The 24,840-nt window shown below is 70.6% G+C and carries 24 protein-coding genes; 12 read left to right on the plus strand and 12 right to left on the minus strand.

Annotated features, from left to right (window positions below):
- Positions 1-35: 35 nt before the first annotated feature.
- Positions 36-1,166, minus strand: a complete 1,131-nt coding sequence (locus tag AB0P29_RS11435; RefSeq protein WP_363379859.1) for a hypothetical protein — start codon at positions 1,164-1,166, stop codon at positions 36-38.
- A 440-nt stretch (positions 1,167-1,606) separates the two neighbouring features.
- Between AB0P29_RS11435 and dnaB the strand changes: the two genes are divergently transcribed.
- Complete coding sequence (gene dnaB, locus AB0P29_RS11440) at positions 1,607-2,977, plus strand: replicative DNA helicase (protein WP_064002773.1); 1,371 nt, start codon at positions 1,607-1,609, stop codon at positions 2,975-2,977.
- A gap of 29 nt (positions 2,978-3,006) precedes the next feature.
- Here dnaB and AB0P29_RS11445 read toward each other — a convergent pair whose 3' ends face one another.
- The 3 genes from AB0P29_RS11445 to AB0P29_RS11455 form a co-directional block, all read right to left on the minus strand.
- Positions 3,007-3,486, minus strand: a complete 480-nt coding sequence (locus AB0P29_RS11445) for a GNAT family N-acetyltransferase (protein WP_311286456.1) — start codon at positions 3,484-3,486, stop codon at positions 3,007-3,009.
- A 167-nt stretch (positions 3,487-3,653) separates the two neighbouring features.
- Positions 3,654-5,042 carry an NAD(P)/FAD-dependent oxidoreductase gene (locus AB0P29_RS11450; RefSeq protein WP_363379860.1) on the minus strand — a complete coding sequence of 463 codons (1,389 nt, stop codon included), beginning with the start codon at positions 5,040-5,042 and terminating at the stop codon, positions 3,654-3,656.
- Entirely contained in the window at positions 5,039-6,040 is a 1,002-nt protein-coding gene (locus tag AB0P29_RS11455) for a UbiA family prenyltransferase (RefSeq protein WP_363379861.1), read from the minus strand. The genes AB0P29_RS11450 and AB0P29_RS11455 overlap by 4 nt, the downstream gene beginning before the upstream one ends.
- Before the next feature lie 31 nt (positions 6,041-6,071).
- Here AB0P29_RS11455 and AB0P29_RS11460 point away from each other — a divergent pair, with 31 nt between their 5' ends.
- The gene (locus AB0P29_RS11460) at positions 6,072-6,665 is read left to right on the plus strand and encodes an XRE family transcriptional regulator (RefSeq protein ID WP_363379862.1); all 594 of its coding nucleotides are present in this window, start codon (positions 6,072-6,074) and stop codon (positions 6,663-6,665) included.
- Here the strand turns inward: AB0P29_RS11460 and AB0P29_RS11465 are convergent.
- Complete coding sequence (locus AB0P29_RS11465) at positions 6,646-7,308, minus strand: DUF1028 domain-containing protein (RefSeq protein ID WP_363379864.1); 663 nt, start codon at positions 7,306-7,308, stop codon at positions 6,646-6,648. The two genes, AB0P29_RS11460 and AB0P29_RS11465, sit on opposite strands and share 20 nt — an antisense overlap.
- Positions 7,309-7,446: 138 nt before the next feature.
- Here AB0P29_RS11465 and AB0P29_RS11470 point away from each other — a divergent pair, with 138 nt between their 5' ends.
- The 4 genes from AB0P29_RS11470 to AB0P29_RS11485 are packed head-to-tail and all read left to right on the plus strand — an operon-like array spanning position 7,447 to position 12,492.
- Positions 7,447-8,979 carry an ABC transporter substrate-binding protein gene (locus tag AB0P29_RS11470; protein ID WP_363379865.1) on the plus strand — a complete coding sequence of 511 codons (1,533 nt, stop codon included), beginning with the start codon at positions 7,447-7,449 and terminating at the stop codon, positions 8,977-8,979.
- Between the two features lie 44 nt (positions 8,980-9,023).
- Positions 9,024-9,989, plus strand: a complete 966-nt coding sequence (locus tag AB0P29_RS11475) for an ABC transporter permease (protein WP_363379866.1) — start codon at positions 9,024-9,026, stop codon at positions 9,987-9,989.
- Positions 9,986-10,870, plus strand: coding sequence for an ABC transporter permease (locus tag AB0P29_RS11480; RefSeq protein ID WP_363379867.1), 885 nt, complete (start codon positions 9,986-9,988; stop codon positions 10,868-10,870). Before AB0P29_RS11475 ends, AB0P29_RS11480 begins: the two co-directional genes overlap by 4 nt.
- Positions 10,867-12,492 carry an ABC transporter ATP-binding protein gene (locus tag AB0P29_RS11485; RefSeq protein ID WP_363379868.1) on the plus strand — a complete coding sequence of 542 codons (1,626 nt, stop codon included), beginning with the start codon at positions 10,867-10,869 and terminating at the stop codon, positions 12,490-12,492. Before AB0P29_RS11480 ends, AB0P29_RS11485 begins: the two co-directional genes overlap by 4 nt.
- A 249-nt stretch (positions 12,493-12,741) precedes the next feature.
- On the opposite strand, the gene AB0P29_RS11490 is transcribed toward AB0P29_RS11485, so the two are convergent.
- Genes AB0P29_RS11490 through AB0P29_RS11505 form a run of 4 tightly spaced genes read right to left on the minus strand, consistent with a single transcriptional unit; the run spans position 12,742 to position 16,419 of the window.
- Positions 12,742-13,236 carry a gluconokinase gene (locus tag AB0P29_RS11490; RefSeq protein ID WP_363380153.1) on the minus strand — a complete coding sequence of 165 codons (495 nt, stop codon included), beginning with the start codon at positions 13,234-13,236 and terminating at the stop codon, positions 12,742-12,744.
- Between the two features lie 2 nt (positions 13,237-13,238).
- Positions 13,239-14,261, minus strand: a complete 1,023-nt coding sequence (locus AB0P29_RS11495) for an L-idonate 5-dehydrogenase (RefSeq protein WP_363379869.1) — start codon at positions 14,259-14,261, stop codon at positions 13,239-13,241.
- A 15-nt stretch (positions 14,262-14,276) separates the two neighbouring features.
- On the minus strand, positions 14,277-15,044 hold the full coding sequence (locus AB0P29_RS11500) for an SDR family oxidoreductase (RefSeq protein WP_363379870.1): 768 nt from the start codon (positions 15,042-15,044) through the stop codon (positions 14,277-14,279).
- Positions 15,037-16,419: a GntP family permease gene (locus tag AB0P29_RS11505; protein WP_363379871.1), complete on the minus strand. Its 1,383-nt coding sequence runs from the start codon at positions 16,417-16,419 to the stop codon at positions 15,037-15,039. Before AB0P29_RS11505 ends, AB0P29_RS11500 begins: the two co-directional genes overlap by 8 nt.
- 167 nt (positions 16,420-16,586) lie before the next feature.
- Here AB0P29_RS11505 and AB0P29_RS11510 point away from each other — a divergent pair, with 167 nt between their 5' ends.
- The 5 genes from AB0P29_RS11510 (at position 16,587) to AB0P29_RS11530 (ending at position 20,911) form a co-directional block, all read left to right on the plus strand.
- Positions 16,587-17,291, plus strand: a complete 705-nt coding sequence (locus AB0P29_RS11510; RefSeq protein ID WP_363379873.1) for an FCD domain-containing protein — start codon at positions 16,587-16,589, stop codon at positions 17,289-17,291.
- 147 nt (positions 17,292-17,438) lie between these two features.
- A complete protein-coding gene (locus AB0P29_RS11515; RefSeq protein WP_363379874.1) occupies positions 17,439-17,720 on the plus strand; it encodes a metal-sensitive transcriptional regulator in 282 nt (93 codons plus the stop codon).
- A 28-nt stretch (positions 17,721-17,748) separates the two neighbouring features.
- Positions 17,749-18,036, plus strand: coding sequence for a heavy-metal-associated domain-containing protein (locus AB0P29_RS11520; protein WP_363379876.1), 288 nt, complete (start codon positions 17,749-17,751; stop codon positions 18,034-18,036).
- Entirely contained in the window at positions 18,033-20,210 is a 2,178-nt protein-coding gene (locus AB0P29_RS11525; RefSeq protein WP_363379877.1) for a heavy metal translocating P-type ATPase, read from the plus strand. Before AB0P29_RS11520 ends, AB0P29_RS11525 begins: the two co-directional genes overlap by 4 nt.
- Before the next feature lie 272 nt (positions 20,211-20,482).
- A complete protein-coding gene (locus tag AB0P29_RS11530; protein ID WP_363379879.1) occupies positions 20,483-20,911 on the plus strand; it encodes an SRPBCC family protein in 429 nt (142 codons plus the stop codon).
- Positions 20,912-20,920: 9 nt separating this feature from the next.
- Here the strand turns inward: AB0P29_RS11530 and AB0P29_RS11535 are convergent, their stop codons facing one another.
- Together AB0P29_RS11535 and AB0P29_RS11540 are read right to left on the minus strand one after the other, a co-directional pair.
- A complete protein-coding gene (locus AB0P29_RS11535; RefSeq protein ID WP_363379881.1) occupies positions 20,921-21,511 on the minus strand; it encodes an NAD-dependent epimerase/dehydratase family protein in 591 nt (196 codons plus the stop codon).
- A gap of 23 nt (positions 21,512-21,534) precedes the next feature.
- Complete coding sequence (locus tag AB0P29_RS11540; protein ID WP_363379883.1) at positions 21,535-23,088, minus strand: cryptochrome/photolyase family protein; 1,554 nt, start codon at positions 23,086-23,088, stop codon at positions 21,535-21,537.
- Between the two features lie 94 nt (positions 23,089-23,182).
- Between AB0P29_RS11540 and AB0P29_RS11545 the strand changes: the two genes are divergently transcribed.
- A complete protein-coding gene (locus tag AB0P29_RS11545) occupies positions 23,183-24,175 on the plus strand; it encodes an alpha/beta hydrolase (protein ID WP_363379885.1) in 993 nt (330 codons plus the stop codon).
- A gap of 1 nt (position 24,176) precedes the next feature.
- Here AB0P29_RS11545 and AB0P29_RS11550 read toward each other — a convergent pair whose 3' ends face one another.
- Positions 24,177-24,716 carry a hypothetical protein gene (locus AB0P29_RS11550; protein ID WP_363379886.1) on the minus strand — a complete coding sequence of 180 codons (540 nt, stop codon included), beginning with the start codon at positions 24,714-24,716 and terminating at the stop codon, positions 24,177-24,179.
- Positions 24,717-24,840: the final 124 nt, after the last annotated feature.

The raw sequence follows: 24,840 nt of genomic DNA on the forward strand, positions 1-24,840 counted from the left end.
GATGCATGCCGCGAGAAAGCGCGGCACGATCCCCGTCAGTCGGGAGAGACGTCGGTGTCGAAGAAGGGCGCGGGAAGACCCTGCTCGTCGGTCGGGCGACCCCGTCGTGCCCAGGCACGGTGCGCGACGGGGAACCCGAGCGGGAGCAGGGCGAACAGCCCGGCAGCCCCTCCGGAGGATGCGGAAGACAGAGAACCCGACTCGCTCAGCGGCGCCGAGGGCGCGGGCGCAGGGGGGCCTGCGAGATCGAGCGGATGCGGCGCCGCGACAGCCGCGCCGGAGTCGGCGGGAGCCTGCGCGACGGCGCGGGAGAAGAGCTGGGCGACGTGCGTCGGGGCACCCGACGACGCCTCGACCGGAGCGGTCGCGGGCCGATTCACGAGCGCACCGGTGGGAGCGTCGACGACCGGCATCGACACGGCCGGCTCGACGACGGGCACGGTGGGCGCGGCCGGAACCGGAAGGCCGGGCACAGGGACCGTGGAGGGCACATCGACGGGGAGGCTCGGAAGCTCGATGTCGGGTGTTACGGCATCCACCACGGGCGGGACGACCTCGACGATCGGCGGGATCACAGGCGAGACGGCGTCGACGACAGGGTCGGTCACCGGGCTGACCGCGTCGACGAGGGGCGGGACGACGGCCTCGACGATGGGGGCGACGACCTCGTCCGTGACGGGGGTCACCACCTCGGTGACGGGTTCGAGGACAGCGTCGGTGACGGGCTTCACAGCCTCGGTGACGGGCTTGATGACCTTGTCCGTGACGGGCTTGATGACCTTGTCGGCGACCGGCTTGACGACCTTGTCGGTGACCGGCGCAACGACCTCGTTGGTGACCGGCTTGAAGACCTTGTCCGTGACGGGCTTCGCGACTTTCTCCGCGACCGGCGCGACGACCTTTTCGGCGGTCGGCTTGACCGCCTTCTCGGTCACGGGCTTCGCGACCTTCTCCGTGACGGGGGCCACCACCTTGTCGACGACAGGCTCGGTGACGTCTTCGACGATCTTGGTCACCCCGCTGAGGAGTCCCTCGTCCGTGCGGTCGGACGCGCGGGCATCCGATGCGACCAGGACGGTGACGATCGCGGCCCAGATCACGGCGATCCCGAGCCCGATCGCACAGAGGAGACCGAGGCGGGAGAACGCGCGTAGCGTCGTCTGCACAGGTCACCTCCACGATGGAAACATCGGGACGCATGCCGAGAAGGCCGCGTCTGCGGGGTGCCTGGACCCCATAAAGTACGCCGGTCCTATGAGTTTGGCAAGAGATTTCGAGAGTGCGGGAAGACCGCTGGGAAGGCCCGACATTCTCATTTGACAAATGGGCGATTCTGCACATGGGGTGGGGATAACGCTGAACCTTCAAGCGCCACTTGAGGTCGGTTATCCATCCACAGCCTGTGGGAAGCACAAGCCCAGATCAAAGCGACATTCGGTGATGTGGAACGATGTGTTTCCGCAGGTTCTCCACAGGCACTCTGCACAGGGTGGTCGGCGTTTCCCGCACGTTCTCCACACAGTTATCCACAGGCCGGTTTGCGTGTGTCGGAGCCCCTCCCTAGCGTGTGCGAGGGCCTTCCAGCGGGCCCGGAAGAGGGGCATGGATGTCGATCGCGGATCTGTCGGACGACCGAATCGGCGGCTCTCGCGGCCCCGAGCGGACTCCGCCGCACGACATGCTCGCCGAGCAGAGCACCCTCGGCGGAATGCTGCTCTCGGGTGACGCGGTCGCCGACGTCATCGAGGCGCTCCGCGGAACCGACTTCTACGTCCCGAAGCACGAGCTGATTTTCGAGGCCGTCCTCTCCCTCTACTCGCACGGCGAGCCGACCGACGTCGTCGCGGTCACCGACGAGCTCATCAAAACAGGCGATCTGCAGCGTGCCGGCGGGGCGGACTACCTGCACTCGCTGACGTCCATCGTCCCGACGGCGGCGAACGCCGCCTACTACGCGTCGATCGTCCGCGAGCGGGCGCTGCTGCGTCGGCTCGTCGAGGCCGGCACCCGCATCGTGCAGATGGGCTACAACGGGCAGGGCGAGGCGCTCGACCTCGTCAACAACGCCCAGGCCGAGATCTACTCGGTCACCGGAGCCGAACAGTCCGAGGACTACGTCCCCCTGCAGGTGGCCGTCGACGCCGCCGTCGAGGAGATCGAGGCTGCTCGCGGTCGCGACGGTCAGATGACCGGCATCCCAACCGGGTTCGCCGGGCTCGACCAGCTCACCAACGGTCTGCACGGCGGACAGATGATCGTCGTCGCGGCGCGTCCCGCGATGGGTAAGTCGACGCTCGCGCTCGACTTCGCCCGCGCCGCCGCCATCAAGCACAACCGCCCGACCGTGTTCTTCTCGCTCGAGATGGGGCGCAGCGAGATCGCGATGCGCCTCATGAGCGCCGAGGGCTCGGTGCCGCTGCAGAGCATGCGCAAGGGCATGCTCGACAGCCGCGACTGGACGACGATCGCCTCGACCCGCGGCCGCATCAACGACGCGCCCCTCTACATCGACGACAGCCCGAACATGACGCTCGTCGAGATCCGCGCGAAGTGCCGCAAGCTCAAGCAGCGCGTCGGGCTCGAGATGGTCGTCATCGACTACCTGCAGCTCATGACGAGCGGTAAGCGCGTCGAGTCGCGTCAGCAGGAGGTCTCGGAGTTCTCGCGTGCGCTGAAGCTCCTCGCGAAGGAGCTGCAGGTCCCGGTCATCGCCCTGTCGCAGCTGAACCGTGGTCCCGAGCAGCGTGCCGACAAGAAGCCCGCGATCAGCGACCTGCGTGAGTCGGGCTCGATCGAGCAGGATGCCGACATGGTGATCCTCCTGCACCGCGAGGCCGCCTACGAGAAGGACAGCCCCCGCGCCGGCGAAGCCGACCTCATCGTCGCGAAGCACCGTAACGGCCCGACCGACACCGTCGTCGTCGCCTTCCAGGGACACTTCTCGCGCTTCACCGACATGGCCGTCGGGATGGACTGAGGGCCGGGTCGTCCCCCGTCCTGCTCAGATCAGCGCGGCATCCGTCGTTCCAGGATCAGGTCGCGCGGCTCGCTGAAACCGAGTCGCCGGTAGAGCGCTTCGCCGTCCGCCGTCGCAGCGAGGCGCACGACGCGGACGGCCGTCTCGGCGTCGAACCACTGCAGCAGCGCTTCCACGCAGGTGCGGGCGAGCCCGCGGCGGCGGAACGCGGGGAACGTCACGACGTTCGCGATCTCGCCCCGCAGTCCGCTCGGGTTGCGGGGCGACGGGGCGTGGTCGTCGACCGTGCCCACGGCGCACGCGACGACGCCGTCACCGGGGACCTCGGCGATGATCGCGGCGCACCGCGTCGGCTCGGCGAGACGGGCGCGGTACCAGGCCGCGGCATCCGCTCGCCAGGACTCGTCGCCCGTGTCCGCACCCATGTCGCGCATCATCTGCGCGCGCAGGTCGACGAGCGCGGGAACGTCGGCGGCGCGGGCACGGCGGATCACAGCGTCGGTCGTCACACCCCGATGCTACGGGCGAGCGTTCCGGGGACGTGTTCGGTCGTTCCCGCGCGCGGCGGGCGACGAATCGCGTCCCCGGAGCCGCCGCGGCCCGCGCTCCAGGGGGTGCATCCTGTCGTTCACCGCCCGCGCATGCGACGAATCGCGTCCCCGGAACCCGACTCCGATCAGACCGGATGCCGCTGCAACAGTTTCGCGGCGACCATCATCGCCCCGCCGAGCACGGCGGGGATCCCGCCGCCCGGGTGGACCGAGGCGCCGACGCGCCACAGCCAGGGTGTCCGCGGGTCGTGGTGCGCGGGGCGGTGCAGCGGGCCGCTCATCCACAGCGGTCGCGCGGCGCCGTACAGCGCGCCGTGGCGCTCGCCGAACGTGCCGAAGTAGCGCGGGTCGAGGACCGCGGCATCCGTCATCGTGTCGGTGAGCAGCTGGTCGAGGCCCATCGTCCGCGAGATCCGTTCGACTTCGCGGCGCACGAACGGATGCTCGAGGCTGTACCCCGCTCCGTCGGCTGGAGCGGTCAGCAGCAGCGCGAGCGTGCTGCGGTCGTTCGGGTAGACCTGCCCGGCGCGGTACAGGTTCACGAACGCCATCGTGTCGGCGGGCTCGTCGCCCGCGGCGAGGCTGCGGAACAGCGCGTCGGGCTTCGAGGGCAGGATGACGCTGTGCGCCGCGATCCGCTCGGGCAGCGGTTCGCGCAGCGCACCGTAGATCGCGACCGCCGAGCACGACAGCGCGCGCGGTGCCCGCGGCCGGCGACCGCGCAGCGCGTCGAGCCGGTCGGCATCGAGCGCGCCCACGACGATGTCGGCCGCGAACGACCCGCTCGCCGTCGTGACGCGCCCGCGCTGGATGCGCGTCGCGGTCTCACCCGTGCGGATGTCGACACCCGCGGCATCCGCCATCCGTTCCAGCGCGAGCGCGATCTCGTACACGCCGCCGCGCGGCACCCACACGCCGGATGCCGCCATCACGGCCGGCATGCTCGCGTACAGCGCGGGCGTCTGCGACGGTGACACGCCCGCGTTCAGCGTGTGGATCGCGATGATCTCGCGCAGCCCCTCGGGCATCCACGTGAGGCTGTCGAGGTAGGCCCGGGTGCTGAGTCGTGGACCGTACACCGCGAGCAGCCGGCGGAGCGCGGGGAGCGACCGCCGGTCGAGCGGGTCGGCGACCAGCAGCGCGGTCACGTCGTCGGCCAGCGGCGCGTGCTCGTCGCTGAACCGCCGCCACGCGGGGTACCAGCGGTGCTCGGGCGGCACGGGGAGGGTGACCTCCTCGCCGTCGTAGTAGTAGCGGCCGACCTCGGGCAGGCGCTCCAGCGCGAGCGTGTCGGCGTCCGCGCCGAGGCGCCGCCGCAGCTCGTCCCACACGCCGGGGAAGGTCACGAGCGACGGCCCCGAGTCGATGCGCTGCCCGTCGACCTCGAGCCGCCGGCTTTTGCCGCCGACCCGGTCCGCGCTCTCGAGCAGGGTCACGTCGTGACCCGCGCGGGCCAGCAGAGCGGATGCCGCCAGCCCCCCGAGCCCGCCGCCGACCACCACGATGCGGCTCATCCGTACGCCTCGAAGAACATCTTCGCGAGCTGCAATCCGCTCGCGAGCGACCCGGCGACATAGGGGAACGCGATCGACAGCGGATAGAGCCGGCGACCGGTCGCGGGGGTGGGGCGTCGCAGCATCCATCCGACGAGGACGCCGGCGATCAGCAGGTTGAGCGCGGCGACGGAGATGCTGACGAGCGCGAACAGGACGGTGGATGCGAGCCACCAGAAGCCGCTCCAGAGGGCCGTGCCGCGCGGGCCGAGCAGCACGGCGGTCGTCGTGATCCCCGCCTCGCGATCCTCGTCGATGTCCTGCACGGCGTCGTACGCGTGCTTGGCGACGCTCCACACGAGCAGGCCGATCACGGCGGGCCAGAGCGGCGGCGCGCCGAGCGCGACGGGGACGATCAGCAGAGGCAGCCCGTAGGCGGCGTTGCTGAGCGAGTCGAGGAACGGGCGCTGTTTGAAGCGCAGCGGCGGGGCCGAATAGAAGACGAACACCGCCGTGTAGAGCAGGATGAGCGCGTTCGCGGCGAGCGGGTAGGCGATGACGAACCAGGCGAGGAACGGCACGTTCGTGATCGCGACCGCCCAGACGATGGTCCGCACCTCGCGCGGCTCGATCCGGGCGCCCTCGATCGTGCCCTTCCGCGGGTTGAGGGCATCGGTCTCCTGGTCGAAGATGTCGTTCACGCCGTAGATCAGCAGGTTGAACGGCAGCGTCAGCCAGATGAGGAGCGGGATCGCTGCCGGATCGAGCAGCGCGCCGGTGAGCCACATCCCGAGGACGCCGGTGCCGATCGTGTTGATCCACAGCACGGGCCGCGAGATGTGGACGAGCCGGGCGAGCGTCGTCCGCCCGGTGACGGGCCGGGTCGGCGCACGATGGTCGTCGATGTCGGTCTCCTCGGAGTGGGCAGCGGCGCAGAGGCGCGTGCTCCGCGATTGTATGTCGGGCCGGGGGAGCCGGGCCCGCTCTTGCGCGCGCTCGCCGGGGCGTGCACCGCGCATCGACGACGCCGCGCGGAACTACCCTGGAGCCATGGCGCGCAGCGAGGAGTCCGACGAGTCCCGGACCGTGCACTCCCTGGGCGCCGCGATCCGCGACGCCCGCCGCCGCCTGGGGCTCTCGGTGCAGGCGCTCGCCGAGCGGGCCGGAGTCAGCCTCGGCCTCGTGAGCCAGCTCGAGCGCGGCATGGGCAACCCTTCGCTCCTGTCGATCCAGCGCCTCGCGGGGGCGCTGGGAGTGCCCGTCGGGCAGCTGCTCGAAGAACCGGCGGGCGATCTCGCCGTCGTCACGGCCGACCGCCGTCACGTCATGCCGACGGCCCCCGGCGTGCCCCGCGACGCGCAGGCGGTGCGCGAGCTGCTCACCCCGCGCGGCGAGCCGATGCTGCAGCTCATCCGCTCGACGCTGCCGCCCGGATTCAGCAACGAGGATCGCCCGTTCCGCCACATCGGCACCGAGTGCGTGACGGTCGAGTCGGGCGTGCTCGTCGTGGTGCAGGGCGACCAGCGCATCGAGCTGCACGCCGGCGACACGGTGACCTACGGCTGCTCCGAGTCGCACTGGTGGGCGAACGGGCACGACGACGTCACCGTCGTACTCGGTGCGGTCACGCCCTTCGAGCGCTGAGCCCTCCGAGGGCATCGTGCGCCCGCCGGTCGAGGTCTGCGGCACGCAGCCCGACGAGCCGCGCCAACTCGGCGAGCGGATCGGGGTGGTCGTCGACGCGCAGGTCGATGACGACCTCGCCGCCCGCCTGCGCGACGAGCAGCGCGGCGCTCTGGCGGCCGCGCGCATCGCCGCCGGCGTCGTCCCCGGCCCGCATGGCGTCGACCACGGCCCGCGCGAACGCGGCGGCGTCGACAGCGGATGCCGCGGCCTCGAACGACCCCATCATCGCCTCGACGACGTGCTCGCCGACGAGCAGGTTGCCCAGGGCCACGGCATCCGTCGTCAGGCGCGACCCCGCCCAGGTCGAGACACCGTCTCCCGTGTACGCGGCGCCGCGGCCCGACACCGGAAGCGCGGCGATCTGGCGGAGCTCGGCCCCGTCGTCCCAGTCGTCGATCCGAGCGACCGTCTCGGTCGCGGACGACCCCTCCGCCAGCGCTTCGAGCATGCGTCCGCGCAGGGCGCGATTGGTCCAGGCCTGGCTCGCGACCACCCCCACCGCCGGGTCGATCGCGAGCACGGCGTTGCCCGCGGCCAGCGACTTGCTCGCGGTCGCGCCGCCGATCAGCGCGCCGCTGCGGGCGAGGAGTGTGAATGTCACGGGGGCCTCCGTACGGTCTCCGGTGATTGTGAAGATCGTGTTTCAGTCTGGACGGACGGTTGTCGTCGTCCTCATGCTGGCACATACTGATGAAATCATCATCAAAATGATGACTCGACCCGACCCGATGGGCACTCCATGAACAAGCGCATCACCGCGGCATCCGCCACCGCCATGACCTTCTTCCTGCTCGCCGGCTGCTCGGCCGGCGAATCCGTCGACATCGACGGCGCCGACGGGGCGAGCCCCACCGGCGGCACGCTCGTCGCCGCGATCGGCGGCGAGCCCGACCAGCTCGACCCGCAGAAGACCTCGTCGTACTTCTCGTTCGAAGTGCTCGAGAACGTCTTCGACACGCTCGTCGAGCCCGACGAGAACCTCGAGATGCAACCGGCGCTCGCCGAGAGCTGGACCGTCAGCGACGACCAGCTGACCTGGACCTTCACTCTCCGTGACGGTGTCACCTTCCACGACGGGTCGCCCTTCACGAGCGAAGACGTCGTCTACTCGTACGACCGCATCATCGACGAAGAGCTCTCCAACGCCTGGAAGTTCGCGGCCGTGACCGACGTGACGGCACCCGACGACACGACCGTCGTCATCACGGTCGCCCAGCCCACACCGAACCTGCTCTCGAACCTCGGCGGCTTCAAGGGCATGGCGATCGTCGAGAAGGACAACGTCGAATCCGGCGACATCACCACCGCCCCCGTCGGCACCGGCCCCTTCTCGGTCACCGAGTACACCGCCGGCGACCACATCAGCCTCACCGCCAACCCCGACTACTGGGGCGGCGCGCCCGAGCTCGGCGGCGTCGAGTACCGCTTCATCTCCGAGCCGGCGACCGCGCTCGCGGCCCTGCAGAGCGGCGAGGTGCAGTGGACCGACGTGGTGCCGGCGCAGCAGGTCGAGCAGCTCCAGTCCGACGATGCGATCGAGCTGGGCGTCGCCCCCTCGAGCGACTACTGGTACCTCGCCCTCAACGAGGCCCGCGAGCCCTGGAACGACGTGCGCGTCCGTCAGGCCATCGCCTACGCGATCGACCGCGACGCGATCGTGCAGGCGACGAGCTTCGGCACCGCCGTCGTCAACCAGCTCGCGATCCCCGAGCAGAGCGTCTGGTACACCGAGTACGACCAGTACTCGACCGACCTCGACACGGCGAAGGAGCTCATGGCCGAGGCGGGTGTGACCGGCATGTCGCTCGACCTGCTCGCGACCAGCGACTACCCCGAGACCGTGACGGCAGCGCAGATCATCGCCTCGAACCTCGAGCCCCTCGGCATCACGGTCAACATCCGTCAGCCCGACTTCTCGACGTGGCTCGACGAGCAGAACTCGGGCAACTTCGACATGCTCATGATGGGCTGGCTCGGCAACATCGACCCCGATGACTTCTATTACTCGCAGCACCACACCGACGGTGCCTCGAATGCGCAGAAGTACTCCAACGCCGAGGTCGACAGCCTGCTGGACGCCGGCCGTGTCGAGACGGATGCCGAGGCCCGCAAGGACCTCTACGCGCAGGCCGCGACGATCATCGCCGACGAGGCCAGCTACATCTACCTGTACAACCCCTCGGTGGTGCAGGCGTGGTCGCCGACCGTGACCGGCTACGAGGCACGCGCCGACCGCGCGATCCGCTTCCGCGACGCCGCCCTCGCCGGCTGAGCCGCGGTCGATCCTGACCGATCCGAGAGAGAGGAGACGCACACGTGAGAATCGCACCCGGACGTGTGGCGAGGTTCCTCGCGGTGCGCCTCCTCTCCTCGGCGGTCGTGCTGCTGGGCGTTCTCATCGTGACGTTCGCCATCGTGCAGTTGGTGCCCGGAGACCCGGTGCGTCTGGCACTCGGCACCCGGTACACGCCCGAGGCGTACGAGGCGCTGCGCGCGGCATCCGGTCTCGACCGTCCCCTGCCGGAACAGTTCTTCGGCTACCTGGTGAACGCCCTCACGGGTGACCTCGGTGTCAGCTTCCGCAACGGCCAACCCGTCACGATCACGCTGCTCGAGCGACTGCCCGCCACGATCTCGCTCGCTCTCGTGGGCCTTCTCATCGCCCTCGTCATCGCGGTGCCGGCGGGCATCTGGTCGGGGCTTCGCGAAGGCCGGGTCAGTGACGCGATCGTCCGCACGATGAGCCAGTTCGGGGTCTCGATCCCCGATTTCTGGCTGGGACTCCTTCTGATCTCGCTCTTCTCGGTGACGCTCGGGCTGCTGCCCGCCAGCGGATACGTCCCGTTCTCGGAGGACCCCGTCGGATGGATGCGGCGGGTCGCCCTGCCCGCCCTCACCGTCGGTCTCGTCTCGGGCGCCATCATGACGCGCTACATCCGCGCCGCCGTGCTCGACGTCGCCTCGGCCGGATTCGTGCGGACGGCGGTGTCCAAGGGCCTGACGCCTCGCGTCGTCACCTTCCGCCACATCGTCCGGAACGCCCTCGTGCCCGTCCTGACGATCGCCGGCATCCAGCTCGCCACGATCCTCGGCGGGGTGATCGTCGTCGAGGTCGTGTTCGCGTGGCCAGGTCTCGGCCGGCTCACCTACGACGCCGTCGCCTCGCGCGACTATCCGCTGATCCAGGGAGCCGTCCTCCTCGTCGCCGTGATGTTCCTGCTCGTGAACTTCCTCGTCGACGTCCTCTACGCCGTCGTCGACCCGAGGATCCGCGTCTCATGACCACGGACACCGCCGCCGCTCCCGCCCGCCTCTCGTCCGTGCGGATCCTCGCCCGCAACCCGCTCACCGTCGTGAGCGCGGTGATCGTCGGACTCGCCGTCGTCGTCGCCGTCGCCGGCCCCTGGATCGCCCCGTACGGCGTCAACGCCATCGACGTCGCCGGTCAGCTGCGGGCGCCGTCGGCGGCGCACCCGTTCGGCACCGACGAGCTCGGCCGCGATGTCTTCTCGCGGGTGTTGCTCGCGGCGGGTGCCTCGCTGTCGATCGCGGCCGCCGCGGTCGCGTTCGCGCTCGTCGTCGGTGTCGTGCTCGGTGTCGCGGCGGGGTACCGCGGCGGCTGGCTCGACACCGTCCTCATGCGCATCGTCGACGTCATGTTCGCCTTCCCCGTGCTGCTTCTGGCTCTCGCGATCGTCGCCATCTTCCAGCCGGGCATGCTGACGACCACGATCGCGATCGGTGTCGTCTACACGCCGATCTTCGCCCGCATCGCCCGCGCGAGCGCGCTGTCGGTGCGGGTCTCGCCGTTCGTGCAGGTGTCGCAGACGATGGGGACCCCCGGCATCCAGATCGTCCTGCGGCATGTGCTGCCCAACATCGCCGGCCCGCTCGTCGTGCAGACCTCGCTCTCGTTGGCGTTCGCGATCCTGTCGGAGGCGGCGCTGTCGTTCCTCGGGCTCGGCATCCAGCCGCCGGCGCCGTCGTGGGGCGGCATGCTCTTCGCCGCGCAGGGGTTCCTGACCCAGGCGTGGTGGATGAGCGTGTTCCCGGGGGCGGCCATCTTCGTGACAGCGCTCGCCTTCAATCTGTTCGGCGACGGCCTGCGCGACGTCCTCGATCCGCGTCAGCGCACCATCATCGAGGCGAGGAGGACCCGATGAGCGACCCCGTCCTGACCGTCGACGGCCTCACCGTCGACATCGGCCGTGCCTCGATCGTGCGCGGCGTCGGCTTCGAAGTCGAAGCCGGCCGCACCCTCGGGATCGTCGGCGAGTCCGGGTCGGGCAAGTCGATGACGGTCCTGGCCGCGACGGGACTCATCGATGCGCCCGGCCGCCGCGTCGCCGGGTCGAGCCTCCTGCGCCTGGCCGACGACCGGCCCCCGGTGCAGTTGGTGGATGCCTCGCCGCGCCTCCTCCGCCAGGTGCACGGCGGCGGCGTCGGGTTCGTGTTCCAGGACCCGAGCACGTCGCTGAACCCGCTGCTCACCATCGGCCGGCAGATCACCGAATCGCTCGAGACGCACCGCCGGATGGGGCCGAAGGCCGCACGCGCCCGGGCCATCGAGCTGCTCGAGGCGGTCGGCATCCCCCATCCGGACGAGCGCGTCGACGCGTATCCGCACCAGCTGTCGGGCGGGCAGAAGCAGCGCGCCATGATCGCGATCGCGTTGGCCTGCGACCCCGCCCTGCTCATCGCCGACGAGCCGACGACGGCGCTCGACGTGACGACGCAGGCGCAGATCATCGAGCTCGTGCAGAAGCTGCAGCGCGAGTTCGGCACGGCGGTGGTCTGGATCAGCCACGACCTCGGCGTGATCGGACAGGTGGCCGACGACGTGCTGGTGCTCCGCGAGGGTGTCGCCGTCGAGCAGCGCCCGATCGGCGACGTGTACGCCGACCCGCGGCATCCGTACACGAAGGAACTTCTCGCGGCTCGCCCGCGGATCCGCGCCGGCGAGCCCGGGCCCATCGCGCCCGTCGGGGCGGCGCCGCTCGTGGAGGTCGCGAACCTCGACGTGCGGTTCTCGCTCTCGACGCCGACGGGGCGGCGGATCGTCCACGCCGTCGATGACGTGTCGTTCACGGTGCGGAAGGGCACGACCCTCGCCCTCGTCGGCGAGTCGGGGTCGGGCAAGTCGACCATCGCCGGTGCCCTGACCGGATTGACCGAGCCCCGCGCCGGCACGGTCCGCCTGGCGGGCGACGACGTGCTGCGTGCGCGTCGCCCCGACCGCCGGCGGATCGCGATGGTCTTCCAGGACCCGTTCGCCTCACTCGACCCGCGGCGCAGCATCGGCGATGCGATCACCGAGCCGCTGCGGGTGCACCGGCTCGGCGGCCGGACCGCCGCATCTCGTCGCGACCGGGTCGCCGAGCTGCTGACGCTCGTGGAACTGCCGACGGACTTCATCGAGCGGTTCCCGCACGAGCTGTCGGGCGGTCAGCGCCAGCGCGTGTCGATCGCGCGCGCCCTCGCGCTCGAGCCGGAGCTCATCATCCTCGACGAGGCGACCGCGTCGCTCGACGTCTCGGTGCAGGCGCGGGTGCTCGCCCTGCTGCGCCGGCTGCAAGAGGAGCAGGGGATGACCTACCTCTTCATCGCCCACGACCTCGCCATCGTGCAGGAGATGAGTCACGACGTCGTCGTGCTCAAGGACGGCGCGGTGGTCGAGGCGGCCCCCGCCGACGAGATCTTCGCGGCGCCGCAGGCCGAGTACACGCGGATGCTGCTCGCCGCCGTCCCGCCCGAGGCGCCGCGCGTGGGTGGTTCGCGGGGCTGAGCGGGGTGCGGCCGCGCGGCGGGGTTCGCTCGCCTGTCGCGATGTGCGCCGGCGCGCGGCGTGTTGTGACGGGGGAAGGGCATGGCGGCGCGGCATCCGCTCGCCTGTCGCGATGTGCGGTGGCGCGCGGCGTGTTGCGACGGGGGAAGGGCGTGGCGGGGCGCGGCATCCGCTCGCCTGTCGCGAAGTGCGTGGGCGCGCGGCGTGTTGTGACGGGGGAACGAACGGATGCCGGGGCGCGTCCGCGCGCTACGCGCCGTCGAGCGCGATGCGCGCGCGCCGGGCGACCTCGAGGATGCGGCCGACGTTCTCGACCGCGATCCCGGGTTCGTCGTCGCCCAGGTGCTCGAGGGTCGCGAGCTGCGAGGCGAGGAGCGCCGGCGGCATGAAGTGCTCGCGCGACCGCATCCGTCGGTCCAACTCTTCGGGCGAGACGACGAGTTCGACGAAGCGGACGTCGGGGGCCGCGGCGCGGATGCGGTCCCGATAGCGGCGGGCCAGCGCCGAGCATGCCACGACGAGGCCGGGGGCGTCGGCGAGAGTCTCGCCGACGATGTCGAGCCAGGGCGCGCGATCCGCATCGTCGAGCGGGCGGCCCGCTTCCATCTTCGCGACGTTGGCCGCGGGGTGCAGGTCGTCGGCGTCGACGAAGTCCACACCCAGGTCGACGGCGAGGGCGGCTCCCACGGCGGTCTTGCCCGACCCGCTCGGCCCCATCACGACGATGCGGGGCGCGGCGCCGATGCTCACGACGCCGCCTCGGCAGCCGTCATCGCGACGACGACTTTGCTGCTGTCGGCGGGGCGCCGGGCCGTCTCGAACGCCTCGATCGCGTCCGTGGGGCCGAAGGAGTGCGTGATGACCGCCTCGATCTCGGGACGACGGTGGAGAACCTCGATGGCCTCGTCGATCTCGTCGAGGAAGCGGAACGCGCCCGTGATCGTCGCCTCCTTCGAGATGAGCGGGGCGATGTTCACGCCGACCGGCTGGTTCGGCAGCATCCCGATCTGCACGATGGTGCCGCGACGGCGCACGGCGGCGATCGCGGACGACACCGCGGGTGCTGCGCCCGAGCACTCGAGCACGACGTCGAAGGTGTCTGCGGGGATCGCGTCCTCGCCGACCCGCCACACGGCATCGGCACCGAGCGCGCGGGCCCGGTCGAGCGGCTCGGGCAGCAGGTCGGTGATCTCGACGCGTGCAGCCCCCGCTTCCTGCGCGGCCATGACCGCGAGCAGTCCGATCGGGCCCGCGCCGCAGACGAGCACGCGTGCACCGGCGAGGGACCCCGCGCGACCCGCGCCGTGCAGAGCGACCGCCAGGGGCTCGGCGAGCACCGCCCGGCGCACGGGCAGTCCATCGGGCAGGGTCCGGATCATGCCGGCATCCACCACCAGGTACTCGCTCATCGCGCCCTGCGTGTGCGGGGTCGTCGCTGCGCTGCCGAGGTAGCTGCCGCCGGGTCGCAGGTGGGGTTCGACGGGGGTCGCTCCCTGGGGACCGAATCGTGCCGGATGCACCGTCACCGGCGTGCCGGGTGCGAAGCGCCCGTCGGGGTCGAGGTCGACCCAGCCCGACAGCTCGTGCCCGGGAACGAGGGGCTCGGTGACGACGAACGCGCCGTTCGCGCCCTCGCCGTAGTAGTGCAGGTCGGATCCGCAGATCCCCACGTAGCCCACGCGCACGCGGACCTGGCCCGCGTCGGGGATCGGCACCGGCTGCGCGGTCACGGTGAGGTCGAGCTTTCCGTTGATGACGACGGCATCCATGTCTTGCTCCTCTTGTCAGACGACGGCGGTCATGCCGCCGTCGACGAACAGGTTCTGTCCGTTCACGAAGTCGCTCGCCGCCGAGGCGAGGAACACCAGCGGTCCGCGGAGCTCCTCGACCTCGCCCCAGCGGCCGGCCGGGGTGCGCTGGGCGACCCAGCTCGAGAAGTCGGCGTCGGCGACGAGCGCCGCGTTCATCTCGGTGGCGAAGTAGCCGGGCGAGAGCGTGTTGACCTGGATGCCGTGGCGCGCCAGATCCGCCGCCATCCCCCGACTGAGCTGGACGATGCCACCCTTGCTCGCCGCGTACGGCGCGATCGTCTGGCGCCCGAGCAGCGACTGCACCGAAGCGATGTTGATGATCTTTCCCCAGCCCCGCGCGATCATGCCGGGAGCGACGAAGCGCGACACGTAGAACGCGCTCGACAGGTTGCTCGAGATCACCGCATCCCAGTCCGCGACGGGGAACTCCGCGAAGGGTGCCCGCCGCTGGATCCCGGCGTTGTTGACGAGGATGTCGGGGGTGCCGACCCGCGCGATCAGCTCACCGATCGCGGCCTCAACGGCCGCGGCATCCGTCACGTCGAACAGGGTCGTCTCGGGACGGATGCCGGTGTGCTCGGCGATCGCGTCGGCGCTGCGCTCCACCGCCTCGGCGTCGCGGCCGTGCACGATGACGCGGGCCCCGGCATCCGCGAGGCCCACGGCGAGGCTCTGCCCGAGCCCCCGCGACGATCCCGTCACGAGGGCCAGGCGGCCGGTCAGGTCGAACAGGTCAGACAAGGGACACCAGACCGAAGATCCCGAGCACGATGAGGAAGCCGACGAGCGACTCGAGGGCCTGCTGCACGGTCCACGTCTTGAGCGTGGTCTTGACGTCCATACCCATGAGGCGGCCGACGAGCCAGAAGCCCGAGTCGTTCACGTGACCCGCGAAGACGGAGCCCGCCGCGGTGGCGAGGACGATACAGGCGACTTGCAGCGGGTTGAAGCCGCCCGACACGACGGCCGGTGCGACGAGCCCCGCCGCGGTGACGAGGGCAACGGTCGCCGAGCCCTGCGCCACGCGGAGGAGGACGGCGATGATGTAGGCGGCGAAGATGACCGGAACGCCGATCGAGGCCAGCGAGTCCGACAGGGCGTCGCCGATGCCCGAGGCGCGCAGGACGCCGCCGAACATGCCGCCGGCGCCGGTGATGAGGACGACCGAGCAGATCGGTCCGAGGGCGGACTCGACGACCTTGTCGAGCGCGCTGCCTCCGACGCCGCGGCGGGTGCCGAGGACGAACAGGGCGACGAGGACGGCGATCAGCAGGGCGACCTGGCTCGTGCCGATGAGGCCGAGCGCCTGGACCCAGACGGCGGTGCCGTCGACGGCTCCCGACGAGACGAGCGCGGCGGACCCGGTGTTCAGGAGGATCAGGACGAGCGGGATGGCGATGACGCCGATGACGGTGCCGGCCTTGGGCGGGTTCGTGGGTTCGACGTCCTCGCCGAACAGGCGCGGGATGGCGAGCGGGATGCGGCGGTCGACGAAGCGCGCCCAGAGGTAACCGCTGAGGTACCACGTCGGGATCGCCACGACGAGACCGATGAGAAGCACGAGCCCGAGATTGGCGCCGTAGGTCTCGCTCGCCGTGATCGGACCGGGGTGCGGCGGCACGAAGACGTGCATGACCGAGAACGCGGCGGCGGCAGAGATGCCGTAGAGCAGCATGTGCTTGCCGCCGATGCGGCGGGCGACGGCGAAGATGATCGGCAGCATGACGACGAGCCCGGCGTCGAAGAACATCGGGAAGCCCATGAGGAGCGACGCGACGCTCAGGGCGATGGCAGCGCGCTTCTCACCGAAGACCGAGACCATCTTCTCGGCCAGCACGCGGGCACCGCCCGAGCTCTCGATGAGGGCGCCGAGCATCGCTCCGAAGCCGACGAGGAGCGCGACCGTGCCGACGGTCGAACTGAAGCTGTCGATCAGCACCTTGCCGATGCTGCCGACCGGGATGCCGGTGGCCAGCGCGGTCAGTAGCGAGACCAGCACGAGCACGATGAACGCGTGCAAGCGGACCTTGATGATGAGCAGCAGGATCAGGGCGACCGCTCCGGCCGCGATCAGAAGCAGGGGCACTGCTCCGAGTGTTTGCGTCCACTCGTCCATGGGTGTGTTCTCCAGTGAATCGTCCCGGTGCCGGGGCCTTTCCCGGCAGCGCACCCACCGTGCCACATAGGTAGTACCTTTCGCAAGCGATTGGTAGTACTTTTGTCGCGGCCATCCAACGACGCCGCGCGGGGCGGGTAACGTGACACTCGCAACGAAGGACACCGATGCCCACGCCCGTCACCACCGCATCCCATGCCCACATCGTCGAGACCCTTGGTCGACGCATCGTGGGGGGAGAATTGCCCGCGGGCACCGGTTTGACCTTGGCGGGTCTCGAGGAGACGTTCGCTGCGTCCCGAACCGTCGTCCGCGAGGCAGTGCGCGTCCTCGAGACGCACGGGCTGCTCACCTCGCGTCGCCGGGTCGGGATCGTCGTCCGCCCTCTCGCGGAGTGGGACGTGCTGAACGCCGACATCATCGAATGGTCGCTCGACAGTTCGCGCCGGCGGGATGTCCTCATCGAGCTCACCGAATTGCGCATCGCGGTCGAGCCGGTTGCCGCCCGCCTCGCCGCGGAGCGCGCCGACCCGGTCGAACGCGAGGAGCTGCTCCGCTGGGCGACGCTGCTCAGCGATCTCGGCGGGAAGGGCCTCGGCGACTCGCCCGAGTACCTGGATGCCGACATCGCCTATCACCGGCTTCTGCTGCGCGTGTCGGGCAATCCTCTCTTCGTGAAGCTCAGCGACCCGATCGCCGAGATCCTGCGTGGCCGGGCCGTCCGAGGACTCACGCCCGGAGTGCCGCGCGTCGGCACGCTCGAAGCGCACCTCGCGACGGCGCAGGCGATCTTCGACGGGCGCGGCGCGGATGCCGAGGCGTCGGCGCGCGAGCACCTGACGCTCGTGTCGGACGAGGTCGAAGGGGCCTGACCCGGAGTCTGGGGACCGCGGCCGCGGCCGCGGCATTCGCTCGCCTGTCGCAAAGTGCGCCTCCGCGCGACGCGTTGTGACAGGGGAAGGGATGCCGTGCCCCCAGACGGCTTGACGTGAATACCCTAGGGGGGTACCGTATCTGGCGTGAACGGGTACGATGCGAACAAGGACGACCTGCAGAAGCGGCTGCGCCGCGTCGAGGGACAGGTGCGCGGCATCGCCCGCATGGTCGACGAGAACAAGTACTGCATCGACATCCTCACGCAGGTGTCCGCGGCGACCAAGGCCCTCGAGACCGTCGCGCTCTCGCTGCTCGCCGACCACCTCAGCCACTGCGTCGCCGAGGCGAGCGCCGAAGGCGGGCAGGTCGCCGCCGACAAGATCCGCGAGGCGAACTACGCGATCGCCCGTCTCGTCCGCTCCTGAACTCGCTCCTGAACCTGGAGGAAACACCATGACCGAACGCATCCAGCTGGGCCTCACCGACGTCTCCGCATCCGCGACGCCTGCCGCCCCGGCATCCGCTGTCACCGAGGAACTGCTCGTCACCGGTATGACCTGCGGCCACTGCGCCGCGAGCGTCCGCGAGGAGCTCTCCGAGATCGACGGCGTCGAGGCCGTGACCGTCGACCTCGTCGCCGGCGGCACCTCGCACGTCACCGTGCACAGCGCGACCCCCCTCGACGACGACGCCCTGACCGCCGCCGTCGAGGAGGCCGGATACACCCGGGTGTCGGCGTGAGCACCACCGACGTCGAACTCGACATCTCCGGGATGACGTGCGCCTCGTGCGCCACCCGGATCGAGCGCAAGCTCAACAAGCTGCCCGGGGTCGAGGCATCCGTCAACTACGCCACCGAGAAGGCGCGCGTGCGTGCCGAGGGTATCGAGACGGCGGAGCTCATCGCGACGGTCGAGGCCGCCGGGTACGCGGCGACGGTGCCCGCGCCCGAGCCCGAGACGACGGAGGCGGATGACGAGACAACGCCGCTTCGCAACCGTCTGCTGATCAGCGCGGCGCTGTCGCTGCCGGTGGCGCTGATGTCGATGATCCCGGCGCTGCAGTTCGAGTACTGGCAGTGGCTCGCGCTGACCCTCGCGGCTCCCGTCGCGGTGTGGGGCGCGTGGCCGTTCCACCGGGCCGCGGCCGTCAATCTGCGCCACGGCGCCGCGACGATGGACACCCTCATCAGTCTCGGCGTCATCGCCTCGTTCGGCTGGTCGCTGTACGCGCTGTTCCTCGGCGGCGCGGGGATGCCCGGTATGACGATGTCCTTCACGCTCGTCGGGGCGCCGCGGGCGGGCGGACACGAGATCTACCTCGAGGTCGCCGCGCTCGTCACCGTCTTCATCCTCGCCGGGCGCTACATCGAGGCCCGCGCGAAGCGGGCGTCGTCCGAGGCGCTGCGCGCGTTGCTCGAGCTCGGGGCGACGGATGCCGCGAAGCTGCAGAACGGTGTCGAGACGCGCGTGCCGGTCTCGCAGTTGGTCGTCGGCGACACGGTCGTCGTGCGTCCGGGCGAGAAGATCCCCTCGGACGGTCTCGTCACGGCGGGAATGAGCAGCGTCGACGCGAGCATGCTGACGGGTGAGTCGATGCCCGTCGAGGTCGCGGAGGGTTCGCGGGTCGTCGGCGCGACGATCAACGTCGGCGGACGCCTCGAGGTGCAGATCACCCGGGTGGGTGCCGACACCGAGCTGGCGCGGATGCGGCGGCTCATGGAAGAGGCGCAGACCGGCAAGGCCGAGGTGCAGCGCCTCGCCGACCGGGTCTCGGCCGTCTTCGTCCCCGTCGTGATCGGCCTCGCGCTCGTCGCCCTCGTCGGCTGGACGATCGCCGGCGCGCCGTGGGAGCTCGCGTTCACCGCGGCGGTCGCGACGCTCATCATCGCGTGCCCGTGCGCGCTGGGTCTCGCGACCCCGACCGCGCTGCTGGTGGGAACCGGGCGCGGGTCGCAGCTCGGCATCCTGATCCGAGGACCTCAGGTGCTCGAGCAGACCCGCACCGTCGACACGATCGTGCTTGACAAGACCGGCACCGTCACGACCGGACGCATGAGCGTGACCGACGTACTGCCCGCGGGTGTGTCGCGGGAGGAGCTGCTCGCCGTCGCGGCGGCGGTGGAGTCGGGGTCGGAGCACCCTGTCGCGCGGGCGATCGTGGCGGCGTCGACAGCGGGGGGTGTCGAGTCGTTCCAGTCGCACGCCGGGTTCGGGGTGCAGGGTGTCGTGGACGGAGCGGCGGTCGTCGCCGGGCGTCCGTCGTGGCTCGCGGAGCAGTGGGCCGTCGCCGTGCCTGCGGATCTGCCCGAGGGGACGGTCGTCGCCGTCGCCCGGGACGGGGAGTACCTCGGTGCGATCGTCGTCGCCGACACGGTGAAGCCCACGAGCGCCGCGGCGATCGCCCGGTTCCGTGAGCTCGGGCTCGAGCCGATCCTGCTGACCGGCGACACCGCCTCCTCGGCAGCGCGGGTCGCCGCCGAGGTCGGGATCTCCCGCGTCGAGGCCGGGGTGACTCCGGCGGGCAAGCTCGATGCGATCCGCCGGCTGCAGGGCGAGGGCCGGGTCGTGGCGATGGTCGGCGACGGTGTCAACGACGCCGCGGCGCTCGCCGCTGCCGACCTCGGGATCGCGATGGGTGGCGGGACGGATGCGGCGATCGCGGCATCCGACATCACCGTCGTCTCGGGCGATCCCCTCGTCGTCGCCGATGCGGTGCGCCTCGCGCGGCGGACCCTCGGGATCATCAAGGGCAACCTGTTCTGGGCGTTCGCGTACAACGTCGCCGCGATCCCGCTCGCGATGGCCGCGCTGCTCAACCCGCTCGTGGCCGCCGCCGCGATGGCGCTGTCGTCGGTGTTCGTGGTGACGAACAGTCTGCGGCTGCGCGGGTTCCAGGCGGTGGGGCGGGGCTGAGGCGGTGCGCGGCCGGGGTTCGCGGGTAGGGCGTTCACGGATGCAATGGATGCCGCGCGACACGCCGCGCCCCGGCATCCGTCCCCGGCGTGTCGCCTCGGATCTGTTGCATCGGTGAACACTTGAGGCCGCGACAGGCGCCCCACGGCCGCCGCGCCTGCGCGCTGAGGCTGCTCGGTGTGTTCCTCGTCATCTTCGCGCTCGGTGCCGGGATGTTCCCCCCGAGACGCCGCACGCGTCGACCCCCCTCGGATCCCACCTAGGGTGAGGACATGTTCACCGTCACCGAGTCCGTCACGATCGACCGTCCGGTGGACGAGGTGTTCGCCTTCTTCACCGAGGGGCGCGCCAGCTGGGACGAGTCGGTCATCTCGGAGGAGTTGACCTCGCCTCCGCCCGTCGGCGTCGGGTCGACACTGCACACCCGGATGCGGGCGGTCGGGCGCGAGTTCGCGTTCGACTGGCGCGTGACCGGGCACGAACCGGGCACCCGCATGGCGATCACCAGCACCAGCGGCGTCATGGCGACGTCGTCGGAGCTGACGTTCGCCGACGCGAACGGCGCGGCCCTCGTGAGGGTGCGCATCGAGGCGGAGCCGACCGGCGTCATGCGCCTCGCGCAGGCGATGATCGCCGGCGAGGTGCGCTCCACGCTCACGGCGTCGCTCGCGAAAGCCAAGCGCGTGCTCGAGCAGGGCTGACGACCAGCGTCATCCTTCCGACGGACACGGATGCCTCGCGAGGCCGATGATCGCGGCGCGGCATCCCCGTAGACAGGAAGCATGAACCGCGCACTCGCCGCCCTGTCCCTCGCCGCCCTCGCCATCGGTCTGACGACCGCCTGCGCGCCCACGTCGAACGACGTCGAGGAACACGTGCTCGACACCGTCGCCGACCAGTCGAGCGTGACCACCGCGGACCTGCTCCCGGAGGACGGCGCGAAGCGATTCACCATCGCCTGCCCCTACGAGAGCGCGGCGGACGTCGCCGCCCGGCTCGACGTCGACGCGAAGGCCGTCCCCGACCTCTCGGACCGCGATGACGCCCAGGCGCTCGTGGTCGTGACCGCCGACGGGATCGACGCGGACGTGTTCCCGCGCGACCGGATCGACCTGTGCTCGACCGGCGACGGGCGTCGTCACGTCGGCCTCGATGTGCGCGTCCGCTTCGACGGCGGTGAGGGATGCGGCATCCCGCCCCACCGCAGCGACCCGCAGCCCGCGCGCCCGCAGCCGGGCGACGAGGGCGCTGCCGACGCCGCCGCGGGCACCGGTGATGAGGGCGATGTCGGTCGAGGTCATGGTGTCTCCTTGCTCGGGTGGGGTCAGGCGTGGCTCGGAACGGGGACGTCGCCGCGGCGGATCGCGTCGGCGCGTTCGCGGATGCCGGTGATCTCGTCGTCGTCCAGGCGTGAGACGTTCTTCACCTGCAGCGACATGCGGTGGTTGGCGGCGAGCGGCTCCTCATGCCGGATGAGGTAGTCCCAGTACAGGGTCGTGAACGGGCACGCGTCGTCGCCGACCCGCTTCGTGGGATCGAACGGGCACGTCTTGCAGTACGGACTCATGCGATCGATGTACTTGCCGGTCGCGGCATACGGCTTGCTGCCCATCAGTCCGCCGTCGGCGTACTGACTCATCCCGAGGGTGTTCGGCAGCTCCGCCCACTCGACGGCATCGACGTACACCGCGAGGTACCAGGCGTGCACTTCCTTCGGATCGACGCCGAGCAGCATCGCGTACAGGCCCGTCACCATGAGGCGCTGGATGTGGTGCGCGTACCCGTTCTCGAGCGTCGTGCCGATCGCGTCCTGCAGGCACGCCATCGCAGTGTCGCCGGTCCAGTAGAAGTCCGGGAGCGGCTCGAACGCCTCGAACGCATTCCGTTCGAGGTATCCCGGCATCTGCGTCCAGTAGATCCCGCGGACGTACTCACGCCAGCCGAGGATCTGGCGGATGAATCCTTCGACGGCCGCGAGCGGCGCCTTCTTCGCCCGGTACGCCGCCTCGGCCGCGGCGACGACCTCGCGCGGCGTCAGCATTTTCAGGTTCATCGACGACGACAGGTGCGCGTGCCACAGCCACGGCTCCCCTGGCCACATCGCGTCCTGTGTCTCGCCGAAGCCTGGCAGCCGCTCGGCGACGAACAGGTCGAGTGCCTCGAGCGCCTGCGCCCGAGTCACCGGCCACGCGAACGAGTCGAGCGAGCCCGGGTGGTCGCCGAACCGCTTCTCGACCAGCGCGATGACGTCCCGGGTGATCTCGTCGGGCTCGAACCGGGCGCGCGGCGGCACGAGGCCCGGGCCCTGCTTCGGGAACGCCTTGCGGTTGTCGGCGTCGTAGTTCCACTGCCCGCCGACGGGCTGGCCGCGCGTCGTCATCAGCACGCCGTGCTTCTTGCGCATCTCGCGGTAGAAGTACTCCATCCGCAGCGACGTGCGGCCCTCGGCGTGCGCGTCGAACTCCGCGACGGTGCTGAAGAAGTGACGATCCTCACGGATCTCCAGCGGGATGCCGGTGGTCTCGGCGACCTCGCGGAGCGCTTCCCGCACACGCCACTCCCCGGGCTCCGTCACGATGAGCGCCTCGGGCTTCAGCTTGGTGAGGTCGGCGGCGAGCTGCTCGGCGAGCGAGCCCCGGGTCCCGCGGGCGTCGAGCTTCGCGTAGTGGAGGGGGCGCCCGGCATCCGTCAGTTCGGCGGCGAAATGGCGCATGGCGGCGAGGAAGACGGCGGTGCGCTGCTTCGTGCTCCACACGTGCTCGGATTCCTCGGCGACCTCCGCCATCCAGACGGCATCGTGAGCCGCGTCGAAGTCGTCGAACGCGCTCGACTCGTGGTCGAGCTGGTCGCCCAGCACGATGACGAGGTGGCGCAGCATGGCGCCAGCGTAGGAACGCCGCGGACCGATCCCCAGCGCTTGTGCGCGGTGCGGCCCTGCGCTAGCGGCGCGCGCGACCTGGCATCCTGGGGGCATGCCCGCGACAGAGGACGCCCCCGACGTCGACGTCGAGCAGGTCGGCCACGGCGATCGTCGCACGCGGGTCACGCGGGTCGAGACCACCGCGGGCGACGGCGGCCGCCCGTTCGTGCTGGTCGCGGGGGTCGGGGTCGCGGCGACCTACTTCGAGTTCCTCGCCCCGTCGCTCGCCGAGCACGGCGACGTGTTCGCCCTCGACCTTCCGGGCTTCGCCGGGATGCCGCGCCCCGGCGACCAGCCGACCGCCGAGTTCTTCGCCGATCGGGTCGAGGAGGTGCTCGACCACTACGGGCTCGGCGACCCCGTGATCATCGGCCACTCGATGGGCACGCAGGTCGTGACCGAGGTGCTCATCCGCCGCCCGCAGCTGCGTCACGCCGTGCTCGTGAGCCCCGTGGTCAACGACCAGGAGTCGTCGCTCCCGATCGTTGCGCTCCGCTTCGCGCAGTCCGCCACCCGCGAGACGTTCCACCTCGCCATGACGGCGCTGTCGGCGTACGTCCTCTGCGGCTTCGTCTACTTCGTGCAGGTCCTCCCGCATCTGCTGCGGTACCGGCTGATCGAGCGGATGCCGCTCGTCGAGGCATCCGTCCTGTTGATCCGCGGCGAGTACGACGCGACCTCCCCGCGCCGGTTCCACTCCCGGCTGGTCGCCGTCGCCCGGCGCGCGCGCCGCTGGGAGATCCGGGGAGCGGCGCACTCGATCATCAACGCGCACGCCGTGGGTGCCGCCGACCTCATCGTGAAGCACGCGAACGACTCACTCGCCCCGAAGGGACGGATGCCGGCCGAGAAGGCGGTCGTCCCCCCGCCGCCGCACGCGGGACTCGACATCGTGCTCAGCGCGATGCGCGAGCGCTTCGCCGAGTGGTGGTCCGCCGCCCGCGGCGACGAGGCGGGCGTCGAGCGCGCGAAGGAGCGCCACGCGCGCATCCTCTGGCGCGCCTACACCCGCTCGGGTCAGGACCCCCGCCGCGGAGCACGCTGACTCAGCCGGCTGCGCCGGACACGTTGGCCTGTAGGAATGCCTCGACGACTTTGCCTCCGTTGGGCACCGGCTCATCCAATTGGCGCCGAACTGAGCTCATGATGGCGCGGATGTCGCGCAACAACAGTTGCTGCTGATTTGAAAGGTTCGAGAACGATCTTTCGGCGCTCCTCATGGAGGTTCGCGCTTGCTCGAACTCCTCGTTCGCCGCGAGGGTGACACTACTGAGCGTCAACACGATCGGGAGGAAGTCGCTGTTTCCCTCGATCCGTGCGTTTCGGACTGCGATTGCCGCCTTCCCCTTCGCAATGTCGTACCTGCCGGAGCGGAGGGCGGCGATGGCCTCATGGACTCTTTCGACGGTCTCGAAAGTCAACTGACTCGCCCCTTCGGATCTGCGCGTCAGCCGCAGCCCTAAAAAGCCGAGGGAGAACGCCCCGAGCCAACACACGATCGCGGCGCCCCACTGCCCGGTGAAGATTGCGATCACCCCGTATACGCCAAGGCCGAGCTGTGCCAAACCAATCAACGCCTTCATCATGTCCCCGATCCCCAGATGCGGACCCCACGACCGCAAGCGCAGTATGACAGTCCCGCAGACGGTGAGGAAGAGACGATCCTGTGGGGCGCCCACACCAGCACTGGCCAGGACCCGCGCCGCGGCG

The organism is Microbacterium sp. NPDC080220 (assembly GCF_040686395.1).
Lineage (GTDB): Bacteria > Actinomycetota > Actinomycetes > Actinomycetales > Microbacteriaceae > Microbacterium > Microbacterium gawkjiense.